Annotated in this window: 16 protein-coding genes; 5 read left to right on the forward strand and 11 right to left on the reverse strand. The window is 65.1% G+C overall.

The genetic code is table 11. From position 1 onward, the window contains the following. The first annotated feature begins 1 nt into the window (after position 1). Complete coding sequence (locus WCE05_RS06725; protein WP_225786915.1) at positions 2–3,325, forward strand: DEAD/DEAH box helicase; 3,324 nt, start codon at positions 2–4, stop codon at positions 3,323–3,325. A gap of 72 nt (positions 3,326–3,397) precedes the next feature. Here WCE05_RS06725 and nagZ read toward each other — a convergent pair whose 3' ends face one another. The 3 genes from nagZ to WCE05_RS06740 all read right to left on the reverse strand — a co-directional run bounded on the left by nagZ (position 3,398) and on the right by WCE05_RS06740 (position 5,729). Next, complete coding sequence (nagZ, locus tag WCE05_RS06730; RefSeq protein WP_253080516.1) at positions 3,398–4,396, reverse strand: beta-N-acetylhexosaminidase; 999 nt, start codon at positions 4,394–4,396, stop codon at positions 3,398–3,400. Between the two features lie 22 nt (positions 4,397–4,418). After that, entirely contained in the window at positions 4,419–4,943 is a 525-nt protein-coding gene (locus tag WCE05_RS06735; protein ID WP_225786916.1) for a L,D-transpeptidase, read from the reverse strand. Positions 4,944–5,015: 72 nt separating this feature from the next. Beyond that, positions 5,016–5,729, reverse strand: coding sequence for a TetR/AcrR family transcriptional regulator (locus WCE05_RS06740; protein WP_225786917.1), 714 nt, complete (start codon positions 5,727–5,729; stop codon positions 5,016–5,018). A 267-nt stretch (positions 5,730–5,996) separates the two neighbouring features. Between WCE05_RS06740 and lexA the strand changes: the two genes are divergently transcribed. Then, entirely contained in the window at positions 5,997–6,605 is a 609-nt protein-coding gene (gene lexA, locus WCE05_RS06745; protein WP_253080497.1) for a transcriptional repressor LexA, read from the forward strand. Between the two features lie 13 nt (positions 6,606–6,618). Next, entirely contained in the window at positions 6,619–7,101 is a 483-nt protein-coding gene (gene sulA / locus WCE05_RS06750; protein WP_225786919.1) for an SOS-induced cell division inhibitor SulA, read from the forward strand. A 47-nt stretch (positions 7,102–7,148) separates the two neighbouring features. On the opposite strand, the gene WCE05_RS06755 is transcribed toward sulA, so the two are convergent. The 7 genes from WCE05_RS06755 to WCE05_RS06785 form a co-directional block, all read right to left on the reverse strand. Beyond that, positions 7,149–7,382 (reverse strand): hypothetical protein, encoded by a 234-nt coding sequence (locus WCE05_RS06755; RefSeq protein WP_225786920.1) that lies wholly within the window; start codon positions 7,380–7,382, stop codon positions 7,149–7,151. A gap of 51 nt (positions 7,383–7,433) precedes the next feature. Continuing rightward, positions 7,434–7,955, reverse strand: a complete 522-nt coding sequence (locus WCE05_RS06760; RefSeq protein WP_225786921.1) for a DUF6586 family protein — start codon at positions 7,953–7,955, stop codon at positions 7,434–7,436. 147 nt (positions 7,956–8,102) lie between these two features. Continuing rightward, a complete protein-coding gene (gene topA, locus WCE05_RS06765; protein ID WP_225786922.1) occupies positions 8,103–10,712 on the reverse strand; it encodes a type I DNA topoisomerase in 2,610 nt (869 codons plus the stop codon). 100 nt (positions 10,713–10,812) lie between these two features. Next, positions 10,813–11,064: a DUF1653 domain-containing protein gene (locus WCE05_RS06770; protein WP_225786923.1), complete on the reverse strand. Its 252-nt coding sequence runs from the start codon at positions 11,062–11,064 to the stop codon at positions 10,813–10,815. A 77-nt stretch (positions 11,065–11,141) separates the two neighbouring features. Then, entirely contained in the window at positions 11,142–12,317 is a 1,176-nt protein-coding gene (fadA, locus tag WCE05_RS06775) for an acetyl-CoA C-acyltransferase FadA (RefSeq protein WP_225786924.1), read from the reverse strand. Positions 12,318–12,348: 31 nt separating this feature from the next. Further along, positions 12,349–14,496 carry a fatty acid oxidation complex subunit alpha FadB gene (fadB, locus tag WCE05_RS06780; RefSeq protein ID WP_253090892.1) on the reverse strand — a complete coding sequence of 716 codons (2,148 nt, stop codon included), beginning with the start codon at positions 14,494–14,496 and terminating at the stop codon, positions 12,349–12,351. Between the two features lie 458 nt (positions 14,497–14,954). Next, positions 14,955–15,392, reverse strand: a complete 438-nt coding sequence (locus tag WCE05_RS06785; protein ID WP_225786926.1) for a hypothetical protein — start codon at positions 15,390–15,392, stop codon at positions 14,955–14,957. A gap of 109 nt (positions 15,393–15,501) precedes the next feature. Between WCE05_RS06785 and WCE05_RS06790 the strand changes: the two genes are divergently transcribed. Continuing rightward, positions 15,502–15,945 (forward strand): universal stress protein, encoded by a 444-nt coding sequence (locus tag WCE05_RS06790; protein WP_225786927.1) that lies wholly within the window; start codon positions 15,502–15,504, stop codon positions 15,943–15,945. 60 nt (positions 15,946–16,005) lie between these two features. Here the strand turns inward: WCE05_RS06790 and WCE05_RS06795 are convergent, their stop codons facing one another. Then, positions 16,006–17,937, reverse strand: coding sequence for an ATP-binding cassette domain-containing protein (locus WCE05_RS06795; RefSeq protein WP_225786928.1), 1,932 nt, complete (start codon positions 17,935–17,937; stop codon positions 16,006–16,008). 221 nt (positions 17,938–18,158) lie between these two features. On the opposite strand from WCE05_RS06795, the gene WCE05_RS06800 reads away from it, so the two are divergent. Beyond that, a complete protein-coding gene (locus tag WCE05_RS06800) occupies positions 18,159–20,087 on the forward strand; it encodes a transglycosylase SLT domain-containing protein (protein ID WP_225786929.1) in 1,929 nt (642 codons plus the stop codon). Position 20,088: the final 1 nt, after the last annotated feature.

Below are 20,088 nucleotides of genomic sequence, written 5' to 3' on the forward strand. Positions count from 1 at the left end.
GGTGAACGAGAGCGCTGTGCAGTTCTTCGTCCGCGAGCTCGATGACTGGCGCGACTGGTTCGACCCGCGCACGCTGCAACGCGGCGAAGCCTATGCCGAGGACGGCCGGGTCCGGCTGGTCGCGGTCGACGAGACGAGGGTCCAGGCCGAATGCACGGGCTCCGCAGGGCGCGTGTACCAGCAATGGCTCAGCGTGCAAATGACCAAAGACGGGATCGAGTTCGAGGGAACCTGCAGTTGCCCGGTAGGCCACAACTGCAAGCACTGCGCCGCAGCCCTGTTCCTGTTGCGCCACGCACCCGCCCCGGTCAGCGCCCAGACCGATACCCACGCCAGTCTTTCGCCCGAGCTGCACTCCTGGGTCGAGGCCATGGCGAACCCGGTCGAGCAGCCCGCCCCCAAGGCGGACCACAAGGGCCGGGCGCTCTACTACCGCGTCGGCATGGACCAGGAGCAGTGCTACCTGACGGTGCTCAAGGGCACGCGGCAGAACGGCGGCGCCCTGGAACTCACCCGCATCACCTCGTTGCCAGAACTGATCTACTACCCGCCCCGCTACGTGACCGAAGCCGATGGCCGCCTGCTTCGGCTCATTGAAGCAGAGCGGGCGAAAGGTGGCCTACCGAACACCCTCTTCATCGGCGGCGCCCTTGGCGCCGAGCTGCTGGGCTATGCCCTGGCCACCGGTCACCTGTTGTTCCGAGGGCGTGACGACCTGCCCCTGCAGCCCGGCCCCGAACGCCACGCGGCGTTCCGCTGGGTCCGCCTGGACAACGGCAGCTACCGGGGCGCCTGGTATGCCGATGAGCAGGCCCTGGCCCAGGTGCTGCCACTGGAGCCACTGCATTACGTGGACACTACCACCGGCCAGGTCGGCAAGCTGACCCACGACCTGGATCCATTCATCGCCAGCCAGCTGTCGCGGGCACCCACGGTCCCGGAACACTTGGTCGTGCCTCTGAGCCACCGGCTCAATGCCCTGAACCGCCAGGTGCCCACGCCGACCACCGTCAGCACCGAGGACATCGACGGCATCGAACCACGGCCCCACCTGACCCTCGGCAGCCTCGAATTCAGCGCCTACATGCCCAAGACCGGGCGCATGCAGCGCCAGATGCAACACCGTGCCGCGCTGTCGTTCGACTACGACGGCCTGCGCGCCAGCGGCAACGGCGACAAGCCATTGACCCGACTGGTGGAAACGACCAGCCAGCGCATCCAGCGCCAGCCCCGCGCCGAACAGGCGCTGCGCAAGGCCTTGCACGACCTGGGCTTCAAACCCGCCACGCGGCAGAGCAAGGCCCTGCCCGACAGCGCCGGCGAGATGTTCCAGTTGCCCGACGACGAGGCCTGGCTGCACTTCGCCCGCGAGCACCTGCCACGCCTGCGCAAGGCCGGCTGGGTGATCGACATCCACCGCGACTTCGCCTTCAACCTGCAGGAGGTGGACGACTGGTACGCCACCGTGGTGGAGGCGCCAGGCCATGAATGGTTCGACCTGGAACTGGGGATCGTCGTCGATGGCCAGCGCCACAGCCTGCTGCCGATCGTCCTCCAGCTGCTGCGCAGCAGCCCCGAATTGCTACGCCCCAGCGAGCTGGCCCGACGCAGTGACGACGAACACCTGCTGATCGACATGAACCGTGGCCGGCTCGACGCGCCGGCGCTGCGCGTCGCCCTGCCCTATGGCCGCATCAAGGCCGTGATGGGCACGCTGGGCGAGCTGTACCTGCATGACGACAGCATCGGTCCCTCCCTACGCCTGGACCGCGCCGACGCGGCGCGCCTGAACGACCTCGAACACCTGCCCCTGCACTGGGAAGGCGGCAGCCACGTGCGCGACCTGGGCCGGCGCCTGCGCGACGCCCGCGACGTGCAGGTCGAGCCCCCGGCAGGCCTGAACGCCACCTTGCGCCCCTACCAGCAGCAAGGCCTGAACTGGATGCAGGCCCTGCGCGAGATGGGCACCGGCGGCATCCTCGGCGACGACATGGGCCTGGGCAAGACCCTGCAGACCCTCGCCCACCTGTTGCTGGAAAAGCAAGCCGGGCGCCTCGAGCACCCAGCCCTGGCGGTGATGCCCACCAGCCTGGTCCCCAACTGGCTCGACGAGGCCCAGCGCTTCGCCCCGGAGCTGCGCGTGCTCGCCCTGCAAGGCCCCGGTCGCAGCAAGCATTTCGCCTCGCTGCACGAATACGACCTGGTCCTGACCACCTACGCCCTGGTCCCCCGCGACCTCCAGCACCTGCATGAGCGGCCCTGGCACCTGCTGGTCCTCGACGAGGCGCAGAACATCAAGAGCAGCACCAGCAAGGCCGCCCTCGCCGTTTGCGAATTGCAGGCCAACCAGCGCCTGTGCCTGACCGGTACGCCGATGGAGAACAACCTCGGCGAGCTGTGGTCGCTCTTCCACTTCCTGATGCCTGGCTGGCTGGGCGACCTCAAGCGCTTCAACCGCGACTATCGCGTGCCCATCGAGCGTCATGGCGACAGCGAGCGCATGGCCCACCTGGCCAGTCGCATTCGCCCGTTCCTCCTGCGCCGCACCAAGGAACAGGTGGCCCAGGAGTTGCCGGCCAAGACCGAGATGATCCACTGGGTCGAGCTCAGCGACGCCCAGCGCGATACCTACGAAACCGTGCGGGTGGCCATGGACAGGAAAGTCCGCGACGAGATCGCCCGCAACGGTGCGGCGCGCAGCCAGATCGTCATCCTCGACGCCCTGCTCAAGCTGCGCCAGGTGTGCTGCGACCTGCGCCTGGTCAAAGGCGCCGAGATCAAGGGCTCGCATGCCGACAAGGGCAAGCTGGGCAGCCTGCTGGAGATGCTCGAGGAACTGCTCAGCGAAGGGCGGCGGGTGCTGCTGTTTTCCCAGTTCACGTCGATGCTGGCGCTGATCGAGGCCGAGCTGGAGAAGCGCGGCATCCGCTACAGCCTGCTGACCGGCGACACCCGCGACCGTCGCGCCCCGGTGCGACAGTTCCAGAACGGCGACAGCGAGGTGTTCCTGATCAGCCTCAAGGCCGGCGGCACCGGCTTGAACCTGACCGCAGCGGACACGGTGATCCACTACGACCCGTGGTGGAACCCGGCCAGCGAGAACCAGGCCACCGATCGTGCCTACCGCATCGGCCAAGACAAGCCGGTGTTCGTGTTCAAGCTGATCACCCGCGGGACGGTGGAAGAGAAGATCCAGCAGTTGCAGCAGGAGAAGGCTGCGCTGGCGGCCAGCCTGCTCGATGGCGAGGCGGCCGGTCAGTGGCGGCTGGGCGACGAGGAGATCGAAGCGCTGTTCGCACCGTTGCCGGGCAAACGCGGGCGCTGACGCCCCCGCGTACGGGTTTGGTAAATGCTGGGGCCGCTTCGCGTCCCAAAGCCTTAACTGGCTACTGACGTATCAATCGACCAGTTGCGCCTCTTTCAGCGCCCCCAACGCCTCCAGCCAGCGCGGCTGCTGACGGTAGTCCGTCCGGGCGAACCCACGCCCACGCATCCCGGCGATCCGCGGCGACGGCCTGACCTTCAGGCGCTGGGCCGCACAGAGCGCCAACTCCGCCGCCGCCCGGTCATTGCACACCAAGCCCATGTCGCAGCCGGCGCTCAGGGCCGCCTCGATCCGGCTGGCTGCATCTCCCACCACATGAGCCCCTGCCATGGACAGGTCATCGCTGAAGATCACGCCCTGGAAGCCCAGTTCGCCGCGCAGGATGTCCTGCAGCCAACGGCGCGAGAAACCGGCCGGCTGATTGTCCACCTGCGGATAGATGACATGGGCCGGCATCACCGCCGCCAGCTGGCCACTCAGGCGGGTGAAGGGCACCAAGTCCGCCTGGCGCAACTGCTCCAGGCTGCGCTCATCGGTGGGGATGGCCACGTGGGAGTCGGCCTCGGCCCAGCCGTGGCCGGGGAAGTGCTTGCCGCAGGCCGCCATGCCGGCAGCGTTCATGCCACGGATGAAGGCACCGGCCAGTTGCGTGGCACGCTGCGGGTCGCCTTCGAAGGCGCGGCTGCCGACCACCGCGCTGCGCTGGTGGTCAAGGTCGAGCACCGGGGCGAAGCTCAGGTCCAGGCCGACCGCCAGCACTTCGGTCGCCATCAGCCAACCACATTGCTCGGCCAGGTATTCGGCATTGGCGTTGTCAGCGATCGCGCGCATCGCGGGCAGGCGCACGAAGCCCCGGCGCAAGCGTTGGACCCGGCCGCCTTCCTGGTCGACGGCCAAGATCAGATCGGGACGGATGGCGCGGATGGAAGCGCACAGCTCGCGCACCTGGCGCGGGCTGGCGATGTTGCGGGCAAAGATGATCAGGCCGGCCACCTCGGGCTGGCGCAGGAGATGGCGATCTTCGGCGGTCAGCCATTCACCGGCGATATCCACCATCAGGGAGCCTTGCAGGCTGGCGGTCATAGGGAATCCTTCATTGGAGATCCAGGGAAGCCCACTGGGGGCAGGCGGCCTCGTCGATCCGTACCGGGCAGTGCAGCGGCACGCGTTCGAACAAGTCCAGCAGGTCGCTGTTGCGCAGGCGCACGCAGCCATGGGACAACGGCACGCCCAGAGGTTCGCTGTCGGGCGTGCCATGCAGGTAAATGTAGCGACGGAAGGTGTCGACCCGGCCAAGGCGATTGACGCCCGGCTCGCAGCCGCTGAGCCAGAGGATACGGCTCAGGATCCAGTCGCGCCCGGGGAACTGCGCATGCAGCGCCGGCGACCAGACTTCGCCGGTCCAGCGACGGGCACGCAGAACCGCGCCGAGCGGCAGGCCTGCGCCGATCCGCGCCCGCACCTGGTGAAGCCCCCTGGGCGTGCACCCCGAACCGTTCAACTCACCGGCACCGTTGCGGGCGGTCGAGACCGGCAGGCGCACGCACAGTTGCCCACGGGCGAAACCGTAGAGGCATTGATCGGCCAGGGAAATGTGCAGGAAATCGAGATCGGGCATGGGCGCTAGCGGCCTGTACGGTTACCACGCAGGCCGCCTAGCTTAGCCGAAGCGCCCTGCCCCGCCCAGTGCTCAGGCCTTGGCAGGGGCGCTGGCGGTGCCGGACTTGCTGCGCGGGCGCAACTGCGCCACGACCATGGCTTCGTCGGTGACGCCGCTGTCGGCGCGCATGCCGGCGGCCAGGAACGGCACCATCAGGCGCATGACCTGCTCGATCGAGGTGTTGATGCCGAAATCGTTCTCGGCGATGGCGCGCAGGGCCTTGATGCCCGACATACTGAACGCCGCGGCACCGAGCATGAAGTGCACGCGCCAGAACAGTTCCAGTGGCGGAATGCGCGGCGCGGCCTCGTTGACCAACAGCATGTAGCGGCGGAACACCTTGCCGTACATGTCCTCCAGGTAGCGACGCAGGTGCCCCTGGCTCTGGCTGAAGGCCAGGCCCAGCAAGCGCATGAAGATCGACAGGTCGTTATTGCTGCGCGGTTGCACGGCCAGGGCCTGCTCCACCAGCATCTCGAGCAGCTCCTCGAGGCTCGGCTTGTGCTCGGGGCGTGCCTGGCGCCGCTCCAGCTCACGCTCGAGGCTGGCGCAGAAAGGGCCGAGGAAACGCGAGAAAACTGCCTGGATCAGGGCTTTCTTGGAGCCGAAATGGTAGTTCACCGCAGCCAGGTTGACCCCGGCCTTGCTGGTGATCAGCCGCAACGAGGTCTCCGCGAACCCCCTTTCCGCGAACAGCTGCTCGGCAGCATCGAGAATGCGTTCAACGGTTTCCGATTGGGCCATGACTACTCCGCCTGACAAACAGTTGTTTGAAACATACGTTTCAGGCCTGTTCCTGTCAAGGCTCCGTGACTAGGCGGTCGCCATTTAAAAGCTACAAGCGTCAAGCTGCAAGCGGCAAGAGGTGCCAGCCCTGTAGATGCGCACCTGCGGGGACTCGGCGAAGGGCCCAGGGCGCCTTTATCGCGCTTTTCTTGCATCTGATGGCTTGCAGCTCGCCCTCTACTGTATATAATCCCAGTCACTGTATAAAAAGACAGAGCGCCCGCCATGCTGAAACTGACGCCACGCCAAGCCGAGATCCTGGCCTTCATCAAACGCTGCCTGGAAGACAACGGCTTCCCGCCGACCCGCGCGGAGATCGCTCAGGAGCTGGGCTTCAAATCCCCCAACGCCGCCGAGGAGCACCTCAAGGCCCTCGCCCGCAAGGGTGCGATCGAGATGACCCCGGGCGCTTCCCGCGGCATCCGTATCCCGGGCCTGGAAGCCAAGGCCGAGGAAAGCGGCCTGCCGATCATCGGCCGGGTCGCCGCCGGTGCGCCGATCCTCGCCGAGCAGCACATCGAGGAATCCTGCAACATCAACCCGGCGTTCTTCCATCCCCGTGCCGACTACCTGTTGCGCGTGCACGGCATGAGCATGAAGGACATCGGCATCTTCGACGGCGACCTGCTGGCGGTGCACACCTGCCGCGAGGCCCGCAACGGCCAGGTCGTCGTCGCCCGCCTCGGCGACGAAGTGACCGTCAAGCGCTTCAAGCGCGAAGGCAGCAAGGTCTGGCTGCTCGCCGAGAATCCCGAATTCGCCCCTATCGAAGTCGACCTGAAAGAACAGGAACTGGTGATCGAGGGCTTGAGCGTCGGCGTCATTCGCCGCTGATCCAGGAGGCGTCATGCAGCAGTTCATCCATGCACCCCAGCAAGCCCAGCTGCCCCTGTTCGAGGCCTTCCTCGCCCAACCGGTACTGCCCGGGCTGAAGGCCCACACCCCGTCGCAACCCCTCAAGGGCAACCAGCCCGAGCGGTTCAGCGAGCTGTCCCTGCGCGGCGCGGCGGGTCACTGCCAGAGCCTACTGGCTCCCATCCTGCGCGAGCTGAGCGAGGAGGACGACACCCGCTGGCTGACGCTCATCGCCCCGCCCGCCAGCCTGACCCAGGCCTGGCTGCGCGATGCCGGCCTCAACCGCGAGCGCATCCTGCTACTGCAACCGCGCGGCAACCAGAATACCCTGCAACTGGCCTGCGAGGCCCTGCGCCTGGGCCGCAGCCACACCGTGGTCAGCTGGCTCGGCAGTGTCAATGCCAGCACACGCCAGCAACTGATCCGCGCAGCCAATACCGGAAACGCGCAAAGCCTGAACATCCGCCTCGGCTGATGTTCAGGCTTTGCCTGTAGCTGCTCTGAATCTGGGAAGCGCGACGCTCAATGCAGCACGCGCGGCCCCTCGTCACGTTCGAGGTCGCCTTCAATCAGGCGACCTGCCATCTGCACGCCCACGCTGAGCATGGCCTTGGCCACTTCCACATGCTGTCCTTGCAGGAATACCTTGGCGTCCTCAGAGAAATCCAGGGTTACCAGGGAGCCTTCATCCTCGGCGCGGCGCAGCTCGATCCGGCCATCAGGCAACTCGACAATTTCTAGGAAGGACGTTGACATATAGGGCCTGCTTTTCACGAAAGGCCAGTATTGTACCAGCCACGGGCGTTGTCAGCACTCACTCAACGCGTCACGGAAACGACGCACCAGATGCTTGAGGTTCTGCCGCCAGCTTTCCAGCTCGTCCCGCGACAGTGCGGGTTGCTCGGGCTCATCCAGGTTGACAGCCTGAATCAATGGCTGGGTAACGTCTGTTTTCGGGGCTTTTCTCGCGACCGGCGGTCGGAACAAATCGGCATAAGCCCGCAGCAATTGCGCGAGCCAGGTTTCCGGCTGACGGGCCAGCTCCAGCAACTCGGCCACCTCGGGGATGGCGATACGTTCCAGCGCGTCGTCGCTGAGCAGCAGTTCCACACGCGGCGCCGTTGCCTGGGGCAAGCGATAGAAGCCCGCGATCTCGTGGCACAGCCCCAGCAAGGCCCCGTACAGATGGAACAGCGCCGACTCGCGCTCGGCCTGGATCAGCCCCTGGGCGTTCATCGCCTGGCTGTCGGCAGCCTTGGCCATGGACTCCAGGGCGAGCCCGGCGAAGAACAGTTTCTGGTTGGTGCGGGTGTAGAGTTCCTGGGCCATCTTCAGTGCCCTCCCTTAAAGGCTGCAAGGCGATACTGCAGTGTCGGGGATCGGCAGGCCCGGCCGCAAGCACATCCGCTTCGAAGCCGGTCAGTCATGACATGCGGCTGCCTTTAGGGGCGCGAAGCGCCCCCAAATGCCGACCGATCAGCGCTTGTCTTCGACCTTCCACGCACTGCCGTCGTAGAACGCCTTCCAGCCAGTCGGCTTGCCGTCCACCTCGGACTGCACGTACTGCTCCTTGGTCTTACGGCTGTAGCGGATCACCGCCGGGCGGCCGTCCGGGTCCTTCTGCGGTGCATCGCAGAGGAAATGGTACTTCGGATCGATCTGGTGCTTGTGCGGGATGATCTCCAGCACCAGCGGCGCACGGGTCTCGCGGTTCTTCGGGAACTGGCTGGCAGCCAGGAACAGCCCCGAGGCGCCATCGCGCAGCACGTAGGTGTCGTCGACCTTCTCGCACCTGAGTTCAGGCATGTCCACCTTGTCCATCTTCGGTGGCGCCGCCTCGCCGCTCTTGAGCAGCTTGCGGGTGTTCTTGCACGCCGGGTTGGTGCAGCCGAAGAACTTGCCGAAGCGGCCGGTCTTGAGCTGCATCTCGCTACCGCACTTGTCGCATTCCAGGCTCGGCCCTTCATAGCCCTTGATGCGGTAGCTGCCCTCTTCGATCTCGTAGCCCGGGCAGTCCGGGTTGTTGCCGCAGATGTGCAGCTTGTGCTTTTCGTCCAGCAGGTAGGCGTCCATCGCCGTCGCGCAGATCGGGCAACGGTGCTTGCCACGCAATACGCGGGACTCGGATTCGCCCTCGTCGTCCGCCGCGATCTCGTCGCCCGGCACCAGGTTGACCGTGGCCTTGCAACGCTCCTTCGGCGGCAGGCTGTAGCCCGAGCAGCCCAGGAACACACCCGTGGAAGCGGTACGGATCATCATCGGCCGGCCGCATTCCTTGCAGGCGATGTTGGTCAGGGTCGGCTGGTTGGCCCGCATGCCATTCTCGGCGGACTCGGCGGTCAGCAGCTTCTTGCTGAAATCACCGTAGAACTCGTCGAGCACGTTCTTCCAGTCACGCTCGCCCTGGGCCACGTCGTCGAGGTTCTCCTCCATGCCGGCGGTGAAGCCGTAGTCCATCAGGTTGGAGAAGCTCTCCGACAGGCGCTCGGTGACGATGTCGCCCATCTTCTCGGAGTAGAAGCGGCGGTTGTGCAGGGTCACGTAGCCGCGGTCCTGGATGGTGGAAATGATCGCCGCATAGGTCGACGGGCGCCCGATGCCGCGCTTTTCCATTTCCTTGACCAGGCTGGCTTCGGTGTAGCGCGCCGGGGGTTTGGTGAAATGCTGGCTGGGATCGAGCTGGATCAGCTTGAGCGATTCGCCCTGGGCCATTTCCGGCAGGACGTCATCCTCACCCGGCTTGCTCTGTTGCGGCAGCACACGGGTGTAACCGTCGAACTTGAGGATACGGCCCTTGGCACGCAGCTCGAAGTCACCGGCATTCACCGTGACGCTGGTGGAAAGGTACTGCGCCGGCGGCATCTGGCAGGCCAGGAACTGGCGCCAGATCAGCTCGTACAGGCGCTCAGCGTCACGCTCCATGCCGCTGAGCTTGCTCGGGTGAGTGTTGACGTCGGAGGGGCGGATCGCCTCGTGCGCTTCCTGGGCGCCCTCCTTGCTGCCATACACCACCGGCTTTTCCGGCAGGTACTGCTTGCCGAACTCACGCTCGATGTAGCCACGCGCCATGTCCAGGGCATCGGTCGACAGGTTGGTCGAGTCGGTACGCATATAGGTGATGTAGCCTGCCTCGTACAAGCGCTGGGCCATCATCATGGTCTTCTTCACGCCAAAGCCCAGGCGGTTGCTCGCAGCCTGCTGCAGGGTCGAGGTGATGAATGGCGCCGACGGCTTGCTGCTGGTCGGCCGGTCCTCGCGCTTGGCCACGCTGTAGCTGGAAGCCTTGAGCTTCTCCAGGGCCGCCATGGCCTGGGCTTCGTTCAGCGGCTTGAAGGCCTCGCCGTTCTCCCGGGCCACTTCGAAACGCACCTTGGCGTTCTTGGCGGTGCCCAGGTCGGCATGGACTTCCCAGTATTCTTCCGGGACGAACGCGCGGATCTCACGTTCGCGCTCGACCACCAGCTTCACCGCCACCGACTGTACGCGGCCGGCAGACAAGCCACGGGCGATCTTGGCCCACAGCAGCGGCGAAACCATGTAGCCGACCACGCGGTCGAGGAAGCGGCGCGCCTGCTGGGCATTGACCCGGTCGATGTCCAGTTCGCCCGGCTGGGAGAAGGCCTCCTGGATGGCCTTCTTGGTGATTTCGTTGAACACCACGCGCTTGTAGCGGCTGTCATCGCCACCGATGGCTTCACGCAGGTGCCAGGCGATGGCCTCCCCTTCGCGGTCCAAGTCGGTTGCGAGATAGATGGTGTCGGCATCCTTGGCCAGGCGACGCAATTCGTCGATGACCTTTTCCTTGCCCGGCAGGATCTCGTACTTGGCCTTCCAGCCCGCCTCCGGGTCGACGCCCATGCGCGCCACCAGCTGGCGACGGGCCTTTTCCTTCGGCGACAGGGCCGGAGCCTCGCCCGCGGCCTTGCCACGCTTGGCCGCCGGTTCCTTGCTGGCGCTAGCCGAACCGCTGGTGGGAAGGTCTCGGATATGGCCGATACTCGACTTCACCACGTACTGGCTGCCCAGGTACTTGTTGATGGTCTTGGCCTTGGCCGGGGATTCCACAATGACCAGCGATTTGCCCATGGATCGGAGTATTCCTGAATCTGAAGATGAAAAACGCGTCAGGTGCCGGACGCGGCACCGCTATATATAGTGGCAACAGGGTGAGGTCAAGCGCGGGCAGCTACTCGTCGGCTGCCGCAGGACGCCCGAACAGCCCATCCTCGGCCTTGACCAAAGCAAAGCGTGGCACCTGCTCGCCGTCAACCTCGACGGACTCCAGGAACATCGACAGCGGTCGTACCCAGAGCCCGTATTCACCATACAGCGCCTGGTAGAAGACCACCCACTCCTCGCTTTCGGAGTGCCGTGCGACGCCGAAGACACGGTACTCAGGCCCCTTGTAATGCCGGTACACGCCTGGCTGTATCTGCATGTCGCCCACCCTCTTGAACAAATCCTGTAAAAAACAAAAACCGGGGCACTAGGCCCCGGCTGCTGTCAGCGACGCACTCAGACGCGTTCGAAGACAGTCGTGATGCCTTGGCCCAGGCCGACGCACATGGTGGCGACACCCAAGGTCCCGCCATTTTGCTTCATGACGTTGAGCAGGGTGCCGGAAATCCGTGCCCCAGAGCAACCGAACGGATGCCCCAGCGCGATGGCGCCGCCGTGCAGGTTAACCTTCTCATCCATCTTGTCGAGCACTTTCAGATCCTTGAGCACTGGCAGGGCCTGTGCAGCGAAGGCTTCGTTGAGCTCGATGAAGTCGATATCGGCCATGGTCAGGCCGGCACGCTTGAGCGCTTTCTGCGTCGACGGCACCGGGCCGTAGCCCATGATCGCCGGGTCGACACCGGCCACGGCCATGGAACGGATCACCGCCAGCGGCTGGATCCCCAGGTCCATGGCACGCTGGCCAGACATGACGATCATGCACGATGCGCCGTCGGTGATCTGCGACGAGGTACCGGCGGTAACGGTACCACCTTTCGGGTTAAACGCAGGCTTGAGCGAAGCCAGGCCTTCGAGGGTGGTTTCCGGGCGGATGGTCTCGTCGTAGTCGAAGACCTTGAGGAAGCCGTTCTCGTCATAGCCCTGCATCGGGATGATCTCGTCCTTGAACTTGCCTTCGACCGTCGCCTTGTGGGCGAGCTGGTGCGAACGCAGGCCGAACAGATCCTGCTGCTCACGACTGATGCCATGCATCTTGCCGAGCATTTCCGCAGTCAGGCCCATCATGCCCGAGGCCTTGGCGGCGTGCAGCGACAGGTGCGGGTTGGGGTCGACGCCATGCATCATGCTGACGTGGCCCATGTGCTCGACACCGCCGACCACGAACACATCGCCATTGCCGGTCATGATCGCCTGGGCGGCGGTGTGCAGCGCACTCATCGACGAACCGCACAGGCGGCTGACGGTCTGCGCAGCGGAGGTATGCGGGATCGGGGTCATCAGCGAGGCCATGCGGGCGATGTTCCAGCCCTGCTCCAGGGTCTGGTTGACGCAGCCCCAGATCACGTCCTCGACTTCCTTCGGGTCGACCTTGTCGTTGCGTTCCAGCAGTTTGCTGATCAGGTGCGCGGACATGTCTTCGGCACGGGTGTTGCGGTGCATGCCACCCTTGGAACGGCCCATCGGCGTGCGGCCGAAGTCGACAATCACCACGTCTCTTGGATTCAGGCTCATATCAATATTCTCGCTCTAACTCGTTGGGCGCTCAGTTGAAGAAGCGCTGGCCGTTCTTGGCCATCTCGCGCAGCTTCGCAGTCGGGTGGTACAGCGGCCCCAGATCGGCGTACTGGTCGGCCAGGGCGACGAACTCGGCGACCCCGATCGAATCGATGTAGCGCAGCGCGCCCCCACGGAAGGGAGGGAAGCCGATGCCATAGACCAGGCCCATGTCAGCCTCGGCGGCAGTCTCGACGATGCCGTCTTCCAGGCAGCGAACGGTCTCCAGGCACAGCGGGATCATCATCCAGTTGATGATGTCCTCGTCGCTCACTTCACGCTGTTCGAAGACGATCGGCTTGAGCACGTCCAGCACCGACGGGTCGGCGACTTTCTTCGGTTTGCCGCGCTTGTCGGTCTCGTAGGCGTAGAAGCCCTTGCCGTTCTTCTGGCCCAGGCGGTTGGCCTCGTAGAGGGCGTCGACGGCGGAGCGGCGATCGTCCTTCATGCGGTCCGGGAAGCCCTCGGCCATCACGTCGCGGCCGTGGTGGCCGGTGTCGATACCGACCACGTCCATCAGGTAGGCCGGGCCCATCGGCCAGCCGAACTTCTCCATGACCTTGTCGATGCGCACGAAATCGACGCCGGCGCTGACCAGCTTGGCGAAGCCGCCAAAGTACGGGAACAGCACGCGGTTGACCAAGAAGCCCGGGCAGTCGTTGACCACGATCGGGTTCTTGCCCATCTTCTTGGCATAGGCCACGGTGGTGGCAACGGCCACTTCACTGGACTTCTCGCCACGGATGACTTCCACCAGCGGCATCATGTGCACCGGGTTGAAGAAGTGCATGCCGACGAAGTTCTCCGGGCGCTTGAGGGCCTTGGCCAGCAGGCTGATGGAGATGGTCGAGGTATTGGAGGCGAGGATCGCGTCCTCCTTGACCTGGGCTTCCACCTCAGCCAGCACGGCCTGCTTGACCTTCGGGTTCTCGACCACGGCCTCGACGACGATGTCGACATTGGCGAAGTCGCCGTAGGACAGGGTCGGGCGGATGGCGTTGAGCGCCTCGGCCATCTTCGCCGGGGTCAGGCGGCCCTTCTCGACGCGCTTGCCGAGCAGCTTGGACGCTTCGTTCAGGCCCAGTTGGATGGCTTCCTCGCGGATGTCCTTCATCAGGATCGGCGTGCCCTTGACCGCCGACTGGTAGGCGATGCCGCCCCCCATGATGCCGGCGCCGAGCACGGCGGCCTGCTTGACGTCGTGGGCGATCTGGTCATGGGCCTTGGCCTTGCGCTTGAGCTCCTGATCGTTGAGGAACAGGCCGATCAGGCTTTCGGCGACCGAGGTCTTGGCCAGCTTGGCGAAACCGGCGGCTTCGACTTCCAGGGCCTTGTCACGGCCGAAGTTGGCGGCTTTCTGGATGGTCTTGATGGCCTCGACCGGTGCGGGATAGTTCGGGCCGGCCTGGCCGGCGACGAAGCCCTTGGCAGTCTCGAAGGCCATCATCTGCTCGATGGCGTTGAGCTTGAGCTTTTCCAGCTTCGGCTGGCGCTTGGCCTTGTAGTCCAGCTCGCCGCTGATGGCACGCTTGACCAGGTCGAGGGCCGCCGCCGGCAGCAGCTCGGGGGCGACCACGGCATCCACGGCGCCGACCTTCAGGGCGTCTTCGGCACGGTTTTCCTTGCCGGCGGCGATCCATTCGATGGCGTTGTCCGAACCGATCAGGCGCGGCAGGCGCACGGTACCGCCGAAGCCCGGGTAGATCCCCAGCTTGACTTCCGGCAGGCCGATCTTGGCGGTGCTGGACATGACCCGATAGTCGGCGGCCAGGCACATCTCCAGGCCGCCGCCCAGGGCGATACCATTGATCGCGACGACGGTCGGCACTTCGAGGTCCTCGAAGTCGCTGAAGATACGGTTGGCTTCCAGGTTGCCGGCGACCAGCTCGGTCTCGGGCAGCTTGAAGTTGTCGACGAATTCGGTGATGTCGGCGCCGACGATGAACACGTCCTTGCCGCTGCTGACGATCACGCCCTCGATGGCGGCGTCGGCCTTGATGGCGTCCACGGCCTGGCGCAGTTCGTCCAGGGTCAGGCGGTTGAACTTGTTGACGGACTCACCCTTGAGGTCGAACTTCAGTTCGACGATGCCGCTTTCAAGAGCCTTAACCGTGATGGCTTTACCTTCGTAAATCATCAACTGATCTCCACGATATGGAAGCTGAACTGTACACGCCGATCGCTGGTGCAAGGGCCGGCTATCCCGCCCCTTTCCCAGGCACACCCGTCAGCGCGCTAGTCGGGATTCTGTACGAGCGGTCTGACATACAAACGCTCAATTCATACGCCCGTTTGATTTGGGTACGCACACATTCTCCGAAAAGATCGACGTTGTCAAATGCTCGCAAGCAGCCTGAAAACGCGACTTTCCGGTCATTTTGCACCCCATGGGCAGGAAACATGATGACAGTGATCGCCGGACATTCATGTCAGCGATAGCCCCTGCGCAGCAGAAAATGTCAGCAGGCGGGAAATGAGTGACTACACTGGCGAGGCGATGTTCAACCGGCCTGCCTGGCCTTGAGGGCACGCCAGGGTCGCCCTGGTGGGTCTGCCTGGGACCGCGGGATTGCCCCGCGGTCTTTTTTTTTGGCTTCAGGCCAGGTCCTCGAGGACCTGGGCAATATCCTGCAATACAGATTTGTCGCCACGCTCGCTCCAGTACAGGGCCAGCATGCGGTTGTCGGCCTCGACCTTGTAGACGCTCGCCGGCAAACGGGCAAAGGCCTCGGCCAGGCGCGGCTCCTCGCAGGGTTCGCGCCACTGGTTCCACCATACGCCCGGGGTGACCTGCCAATAGCTCCAGCGGTCGTCGTGCCCCTTGCGCCGCGCCCGGTGGTACTGTGGGCACGGGCTGGGCGGCTCTTTCTCCAGCCAGTGCGGCCACTGCTGGGGCGCCAATTGCATGGCCAGCCCCATGCGCCGCCCTTCCAGGCGCAGGTTCATCTGCTCGCTCTGCTTGCGCGATGGACGCAACCAGGCCAGAGGGCTGAGAATCAGCGCAAGGATTGACACCACCAGCCATACCGTCATATCTGTAGATCCCATAAAGCGTTGCAAATGAGCCGGTTAGCCATGTTTCACGGCGACCGGCCCGAAAGCGACCATACTTCTACTATCGCGATTGTCAGGAGTACCGCTCATGTCCTACGAACATCTTCTGGTCGCCGTCGACCTGACCGAAGAATGCGACCCGGTGATCAAACGCGCCATGAAGCTCGCCGAACCCACCGGTGCCAAGGTATCCCTGGTGCATATCGTCGAACCCATGGCCATGGCCTTCGGTGGCGACGTGCCGATGGACCTGTCGCAACTGCAGCAGCAACAGTTCGACCAGGCCAAGGAGCGCATGGACCGCCTGTTCAACAAATACCCGACCATCAACCGTGGCGACTCGCACCTGACCTACGGCCAGCCACGCCAGGAGATCCATCAGCTGGCCAAGGAACAGAACTGCGACCTGATCGTGGTCGGCAGCCATGGCCGCCACGGCCTGGCCCTGCTGCTCGGCTCCACAGCCAACGACGTGCTGCATGGCGCGCCGTGCGACGTACTGGCGGTGCGACTCCAGAAAAAAGAAGGCTGATAGCACACCGCTCAGCCAGACTGGCCCTTCGCGGGTACCCCCGCGAAGGGCCAGTGCGCATCAGCCTTCCAGTTCGGCCCAGCGCTCGACCAGCGCGTCCAGCTCGGCCTGCATCTGCTCCAGCTTCGCCAGCACCGCCGAGGTTTCGCCGATCGGCCGCTGGTAGAAGCCTGGCGCGTTGACCTCTTCCTGCACCGTGGCCATGCGCTGCTCCAGCTCGTCGATCTGCCCTGGCAGGGCCTCCAGTTCGCGCTGCAGTTTGTAGCTGAGCTTCTTCTTCGCCGGCTCCGCCGCAGCGGCAACGGCCGGCGTGGGCGCGGCCTCGGCAACCGGCTTTTCCACCACCGCACTGCCCAGTTCGGCCTTGCCGCCCTTGCTCTCGGTCACGCCCAGCAGCTTCGGCGAGCCACCCTGGCGGATCCAGTCCTCGTAGCCACCGACATACTCGCGCACCTTGCCCTGGCCTTCGAACACCAGGGTGCTGGTGACCACGTTGTCGAGGAAGGCACGGTCGTGGCTGACCATCAGCACGGTGCCCTTGAAGCCGGACAGCACTTCCTCGAGCAGCTCGAGGGTCTCCACGTCCAGATCGTTGGTCGGCTCGTCCAGTACCAGCAGGTTGGCCGGCTTGCTGAACAGCTTGGCCAGCAGCAGCCGCGCCCGCTCGCCGCCCGACAGCGCCTTGACCGGCGTGCGGGCACGCTGGGGGCTGAACAGGAAGTCGCCCAGGTAGCTCAGCACATGTCGGCTCTGGCCGTCGATCTCGATGAAATCGCGCCCTTCGGCCAGGTTGTCGATCACCGTCTTCTCCAGGTCCAGCTGATGGCGCATCTGGTCGAAATAGGCGACCTCCAGCTTGGTGCCGCGCTCGATCGTCCCCGAGGTCGGCTCCAGGTCACCGAGCATCAGCTTGAGCAGGGTGGTCTTGCCGGTACCGTTGGCGCCGAGCAGGCCGATGCGGTCCTCGCGCTGCAGGACCATGGAGAAGTCCTTGACCAGCAGGGGGCCTTCGGGGTGGGCGAAGCTGACCTTCTCCAGCACCATCACCTGCTTGCCGGACTTGTCCGCCACTTCGAGCTGGATGTTCGCCTTGCCCTGGCGCTCGCGGCGTTGGCTGCGCTCGACGCGCAGGGCCTTGAGAGCACGCACGCGGCCTTCGTTGCGGGTGCGGCGCGCCTTGATCCCCTGGCGGATCCACACCTCCTCCTGGGCCAGGCGCTTGTCGAACAGCGCATTGGCGGTTTCCTCGGCGGCCAGCATGGCCTCCTTGTGCACCAGGAAGCTGGCGTAGTCACCGTTCCAGTCGATCAGCCCGCCGCGGTCCAGTTCGAGGATGCGGGTGGCCAGGTTCTGCAGGAAGGAACGGTCGTGGGTGATGAACAGCACGGCGCCGTTGAAGCCGCTCAAGGCCTCCTCGAGCCAGGCGATGGCACCGATGTCCAGGTGGTTGGTCGGTTCGTCGAGCAACAGCAGGTCGGGCTCGGACACTAACGCCTGGGCCAGCAGCACGCGGCGGCGCCAGCCACCGGACAGCTCGGCCAGGGTCTTGTCGGCCGGCAGCTGAAGGCGGCTCAGGGTGCTCTCCACCACCTGCTGCAGGCGCCAGCCATCGCGGGCCTCCAGCTCGTGCTGGACGCGCATCAGCTTGTCCAGGTCGGCGTCGCCCTGGATGTTCTGGCTCAGGTGGTGATACTCGGCCAGCAGTGCGCCGACACCGTCCAGGCCCTCGGCGACCACGTCGAACACGCTGCGTTCGTCGGCCACCGGCAGCTCTTGCGGCAGCTCGCCGATCTTCAGCCCCGGCGCGCGCCAGATCTCGCCGTCATCGGCCTTTTGCTCGCCCTTGACCAGGCGCAGCATGCTCGACTTGCCGGTACCGTTGCGACCGATGATGCACACCCGCTCGCCACGGGCGATTTGCCAGGACACCTTGTCCAGCAGCGGCATGGCGCCGAACGCGAGGGACACATCGCTGAATTTGAGCAGGGTCATGATCGTCTCCAAAAACCGGGCGCGCATTCTACCCGACTTACCCTCTCCCGGCATCAGGCAGGCCATCTTCCGGGGGCTTTGCGACATCCGGTCGAAGATAATGATTGGATACAAGCGCAGTGCTTTCACCCGTGGCTGGCAAACGGCTAAGCTAAGGCAATCAACCCCAACAGTGCTGGCTTCGCCGTCACTTTCCCATGGTTCAACTGCCCGGACGTATCATGCGCAGCCGCCTGTTCCAATTCGTTTCCTGCCTGCTGCTCACCGCCACCACCGCGAGCGCGGCACACGCCATCGACATCACCCAGCAACGGCGGTACTACGACGAGGCCAAGCGCGCCCTGGCCAAGGGCGACAAGGGCCCCTACCTGCGCTATGCCCAGGCCCTGCGCGACTACCCGCTGACGCCCTACCTGGCCTACGACGAGCTGACCGCCCGCCTCAAGAGCGCCAGCAACCAGGAGATCGAGGGCTTCCTCGCCAAGCATGGCGACCTGCCCCAGGCCAACTGGATGAAACTGCGCTGGCTGCGCTGGCTGGCCGAGCGCGGCGACTGGAACACCTTCGTCAAATACTACGACCCCAAGCTCAACTTCACCGAGCTGGACTGCCTCAACGGCCAGTACCAACTGACCCATGGCCTGCGCGCCGAAGGCTTCGCCACCGCCGAAAAGCTGTGGAACGTCGGCAAGTCGCAGCCGGCCGCCTGCGATCCTCTGTTCAGCCTGTGGGCCGCCCAGGGCCAGTTGACCGAGGCCAAGCGCTGGCACCGCGCCAAGCTGGCGGCCCAGGCACGCAACTACGGCCTGGCCAACAGCCTGGTCAGGAACCTCACCACCCTCGCGCCCCAGGGCAAGCTGCTGGTCGAGGTGGCGCAAAAGCCCGAGTTGCTCAACCAACCGTCGCGTTTCACGCCAGTCAACGAGGCCATGTCCGACGTGGTCAGCCTCGGCCTGCGTCGTCTGGCGCGGCAGGACCCGGAGCGAGCCATGGCGCTGCTCGACGGCTATGCCCAGCGCATGCACTTCTCCCGTGACGAGAAGGTAGCCATCGCCCGCGAGATCGGCCTGACCCTGGCTCGCCGCTACGACCCACGTGCGCTCGACCTGATGACCCGCTACGACCCCGAACTGCGCGACAACACGGTCAGCGAATGGCGCTTGCGCCTACTGCTGCGCCTGGGCCGCTGGGAAGAGGCCTACGAGTTGACCAAGCGCCTGCCCCAGGACCTGGCGAGCAGCAACCGCTGGCGCTACTGGCAGGCCCGCAGCCTGGAACTGGCGCAGCCGAACGACCCGCAGATCCCGCTGCTGTACAAGACCGTGGCCCGCGAGCGCGATTTCTATGGCTTCCTCGCCGCCGACCGGGCGCAGACCCCCTACCAGTTGAACAACCGGCCCCTGGTGCTGAGCCAGCAGGTGATCAACAAGGTCCGCAATACCCCAGGCATTCGTCGCGCCCTGGAGTTCCATGCCCGTGGCCAGATCGTCGAGGGGCGCCGCGAGTGGTACCACGTCAGCCGCCACTTCACCCGCGAGGAGATGGTCGCCCAGGCACGGCTGGGCTACGAGCTGCGCTGGTATTTCCCGGCCATCCGTACCATCAGCCAGGCCCAGTACTGGGATGACCTGGACATCCGCTTCCCGATGGCCCACCGCGACACCCTGGTGCGCGAAGCCAAGGTACGCGGCCTGCATTCGAGCTGGGTGTTCGCCATCACCCGCCAGGAAAGCGCCTTCATGGAAGACGCCCGCTCCCCGGTGGGAGCCAGCGGCCTGATGCAACTGATGCCGGCCACCGCCAAGGAGACCGCACGCCGGTTCAACATCCCGCTGGCCTCACCGCGCCAGGTGTTCAATCCGGACAAGAACATCCAGCTCGGTGCGGCCTACCTGAGCCAGGTGCACGGGCAGTTCAACGGCAACCGGGTACTGGCCTCGGCGGCCTACAACGCCGGGCCGGGCCGGGTGCGGCAATGGCTCAAGGGGGCCAGGCACCTGAGCTTCGATGTGTGGGTCGAGTCCATTCCGTTCGACGAGACGCGCCAGTACGTGCAGAACGTGCTGTCCTACTCGGTCATCTACGGGCAGAAGCTCAATTCGCCGCAACCGTTGGTGGATTGGCACGAACGGTATTTCGACGACATGTGAG

It is taken from the genome of Pseudomonas sp. I2, assembly GCF_040984075.1.
Lineage (GTDB): Bacteria > Pseudomonadota > Gammaproteobacteria > Pseudomonadales > Pseudomonadaceae > Aquipseudomonas > Aquipseudomonas guariconensis_B.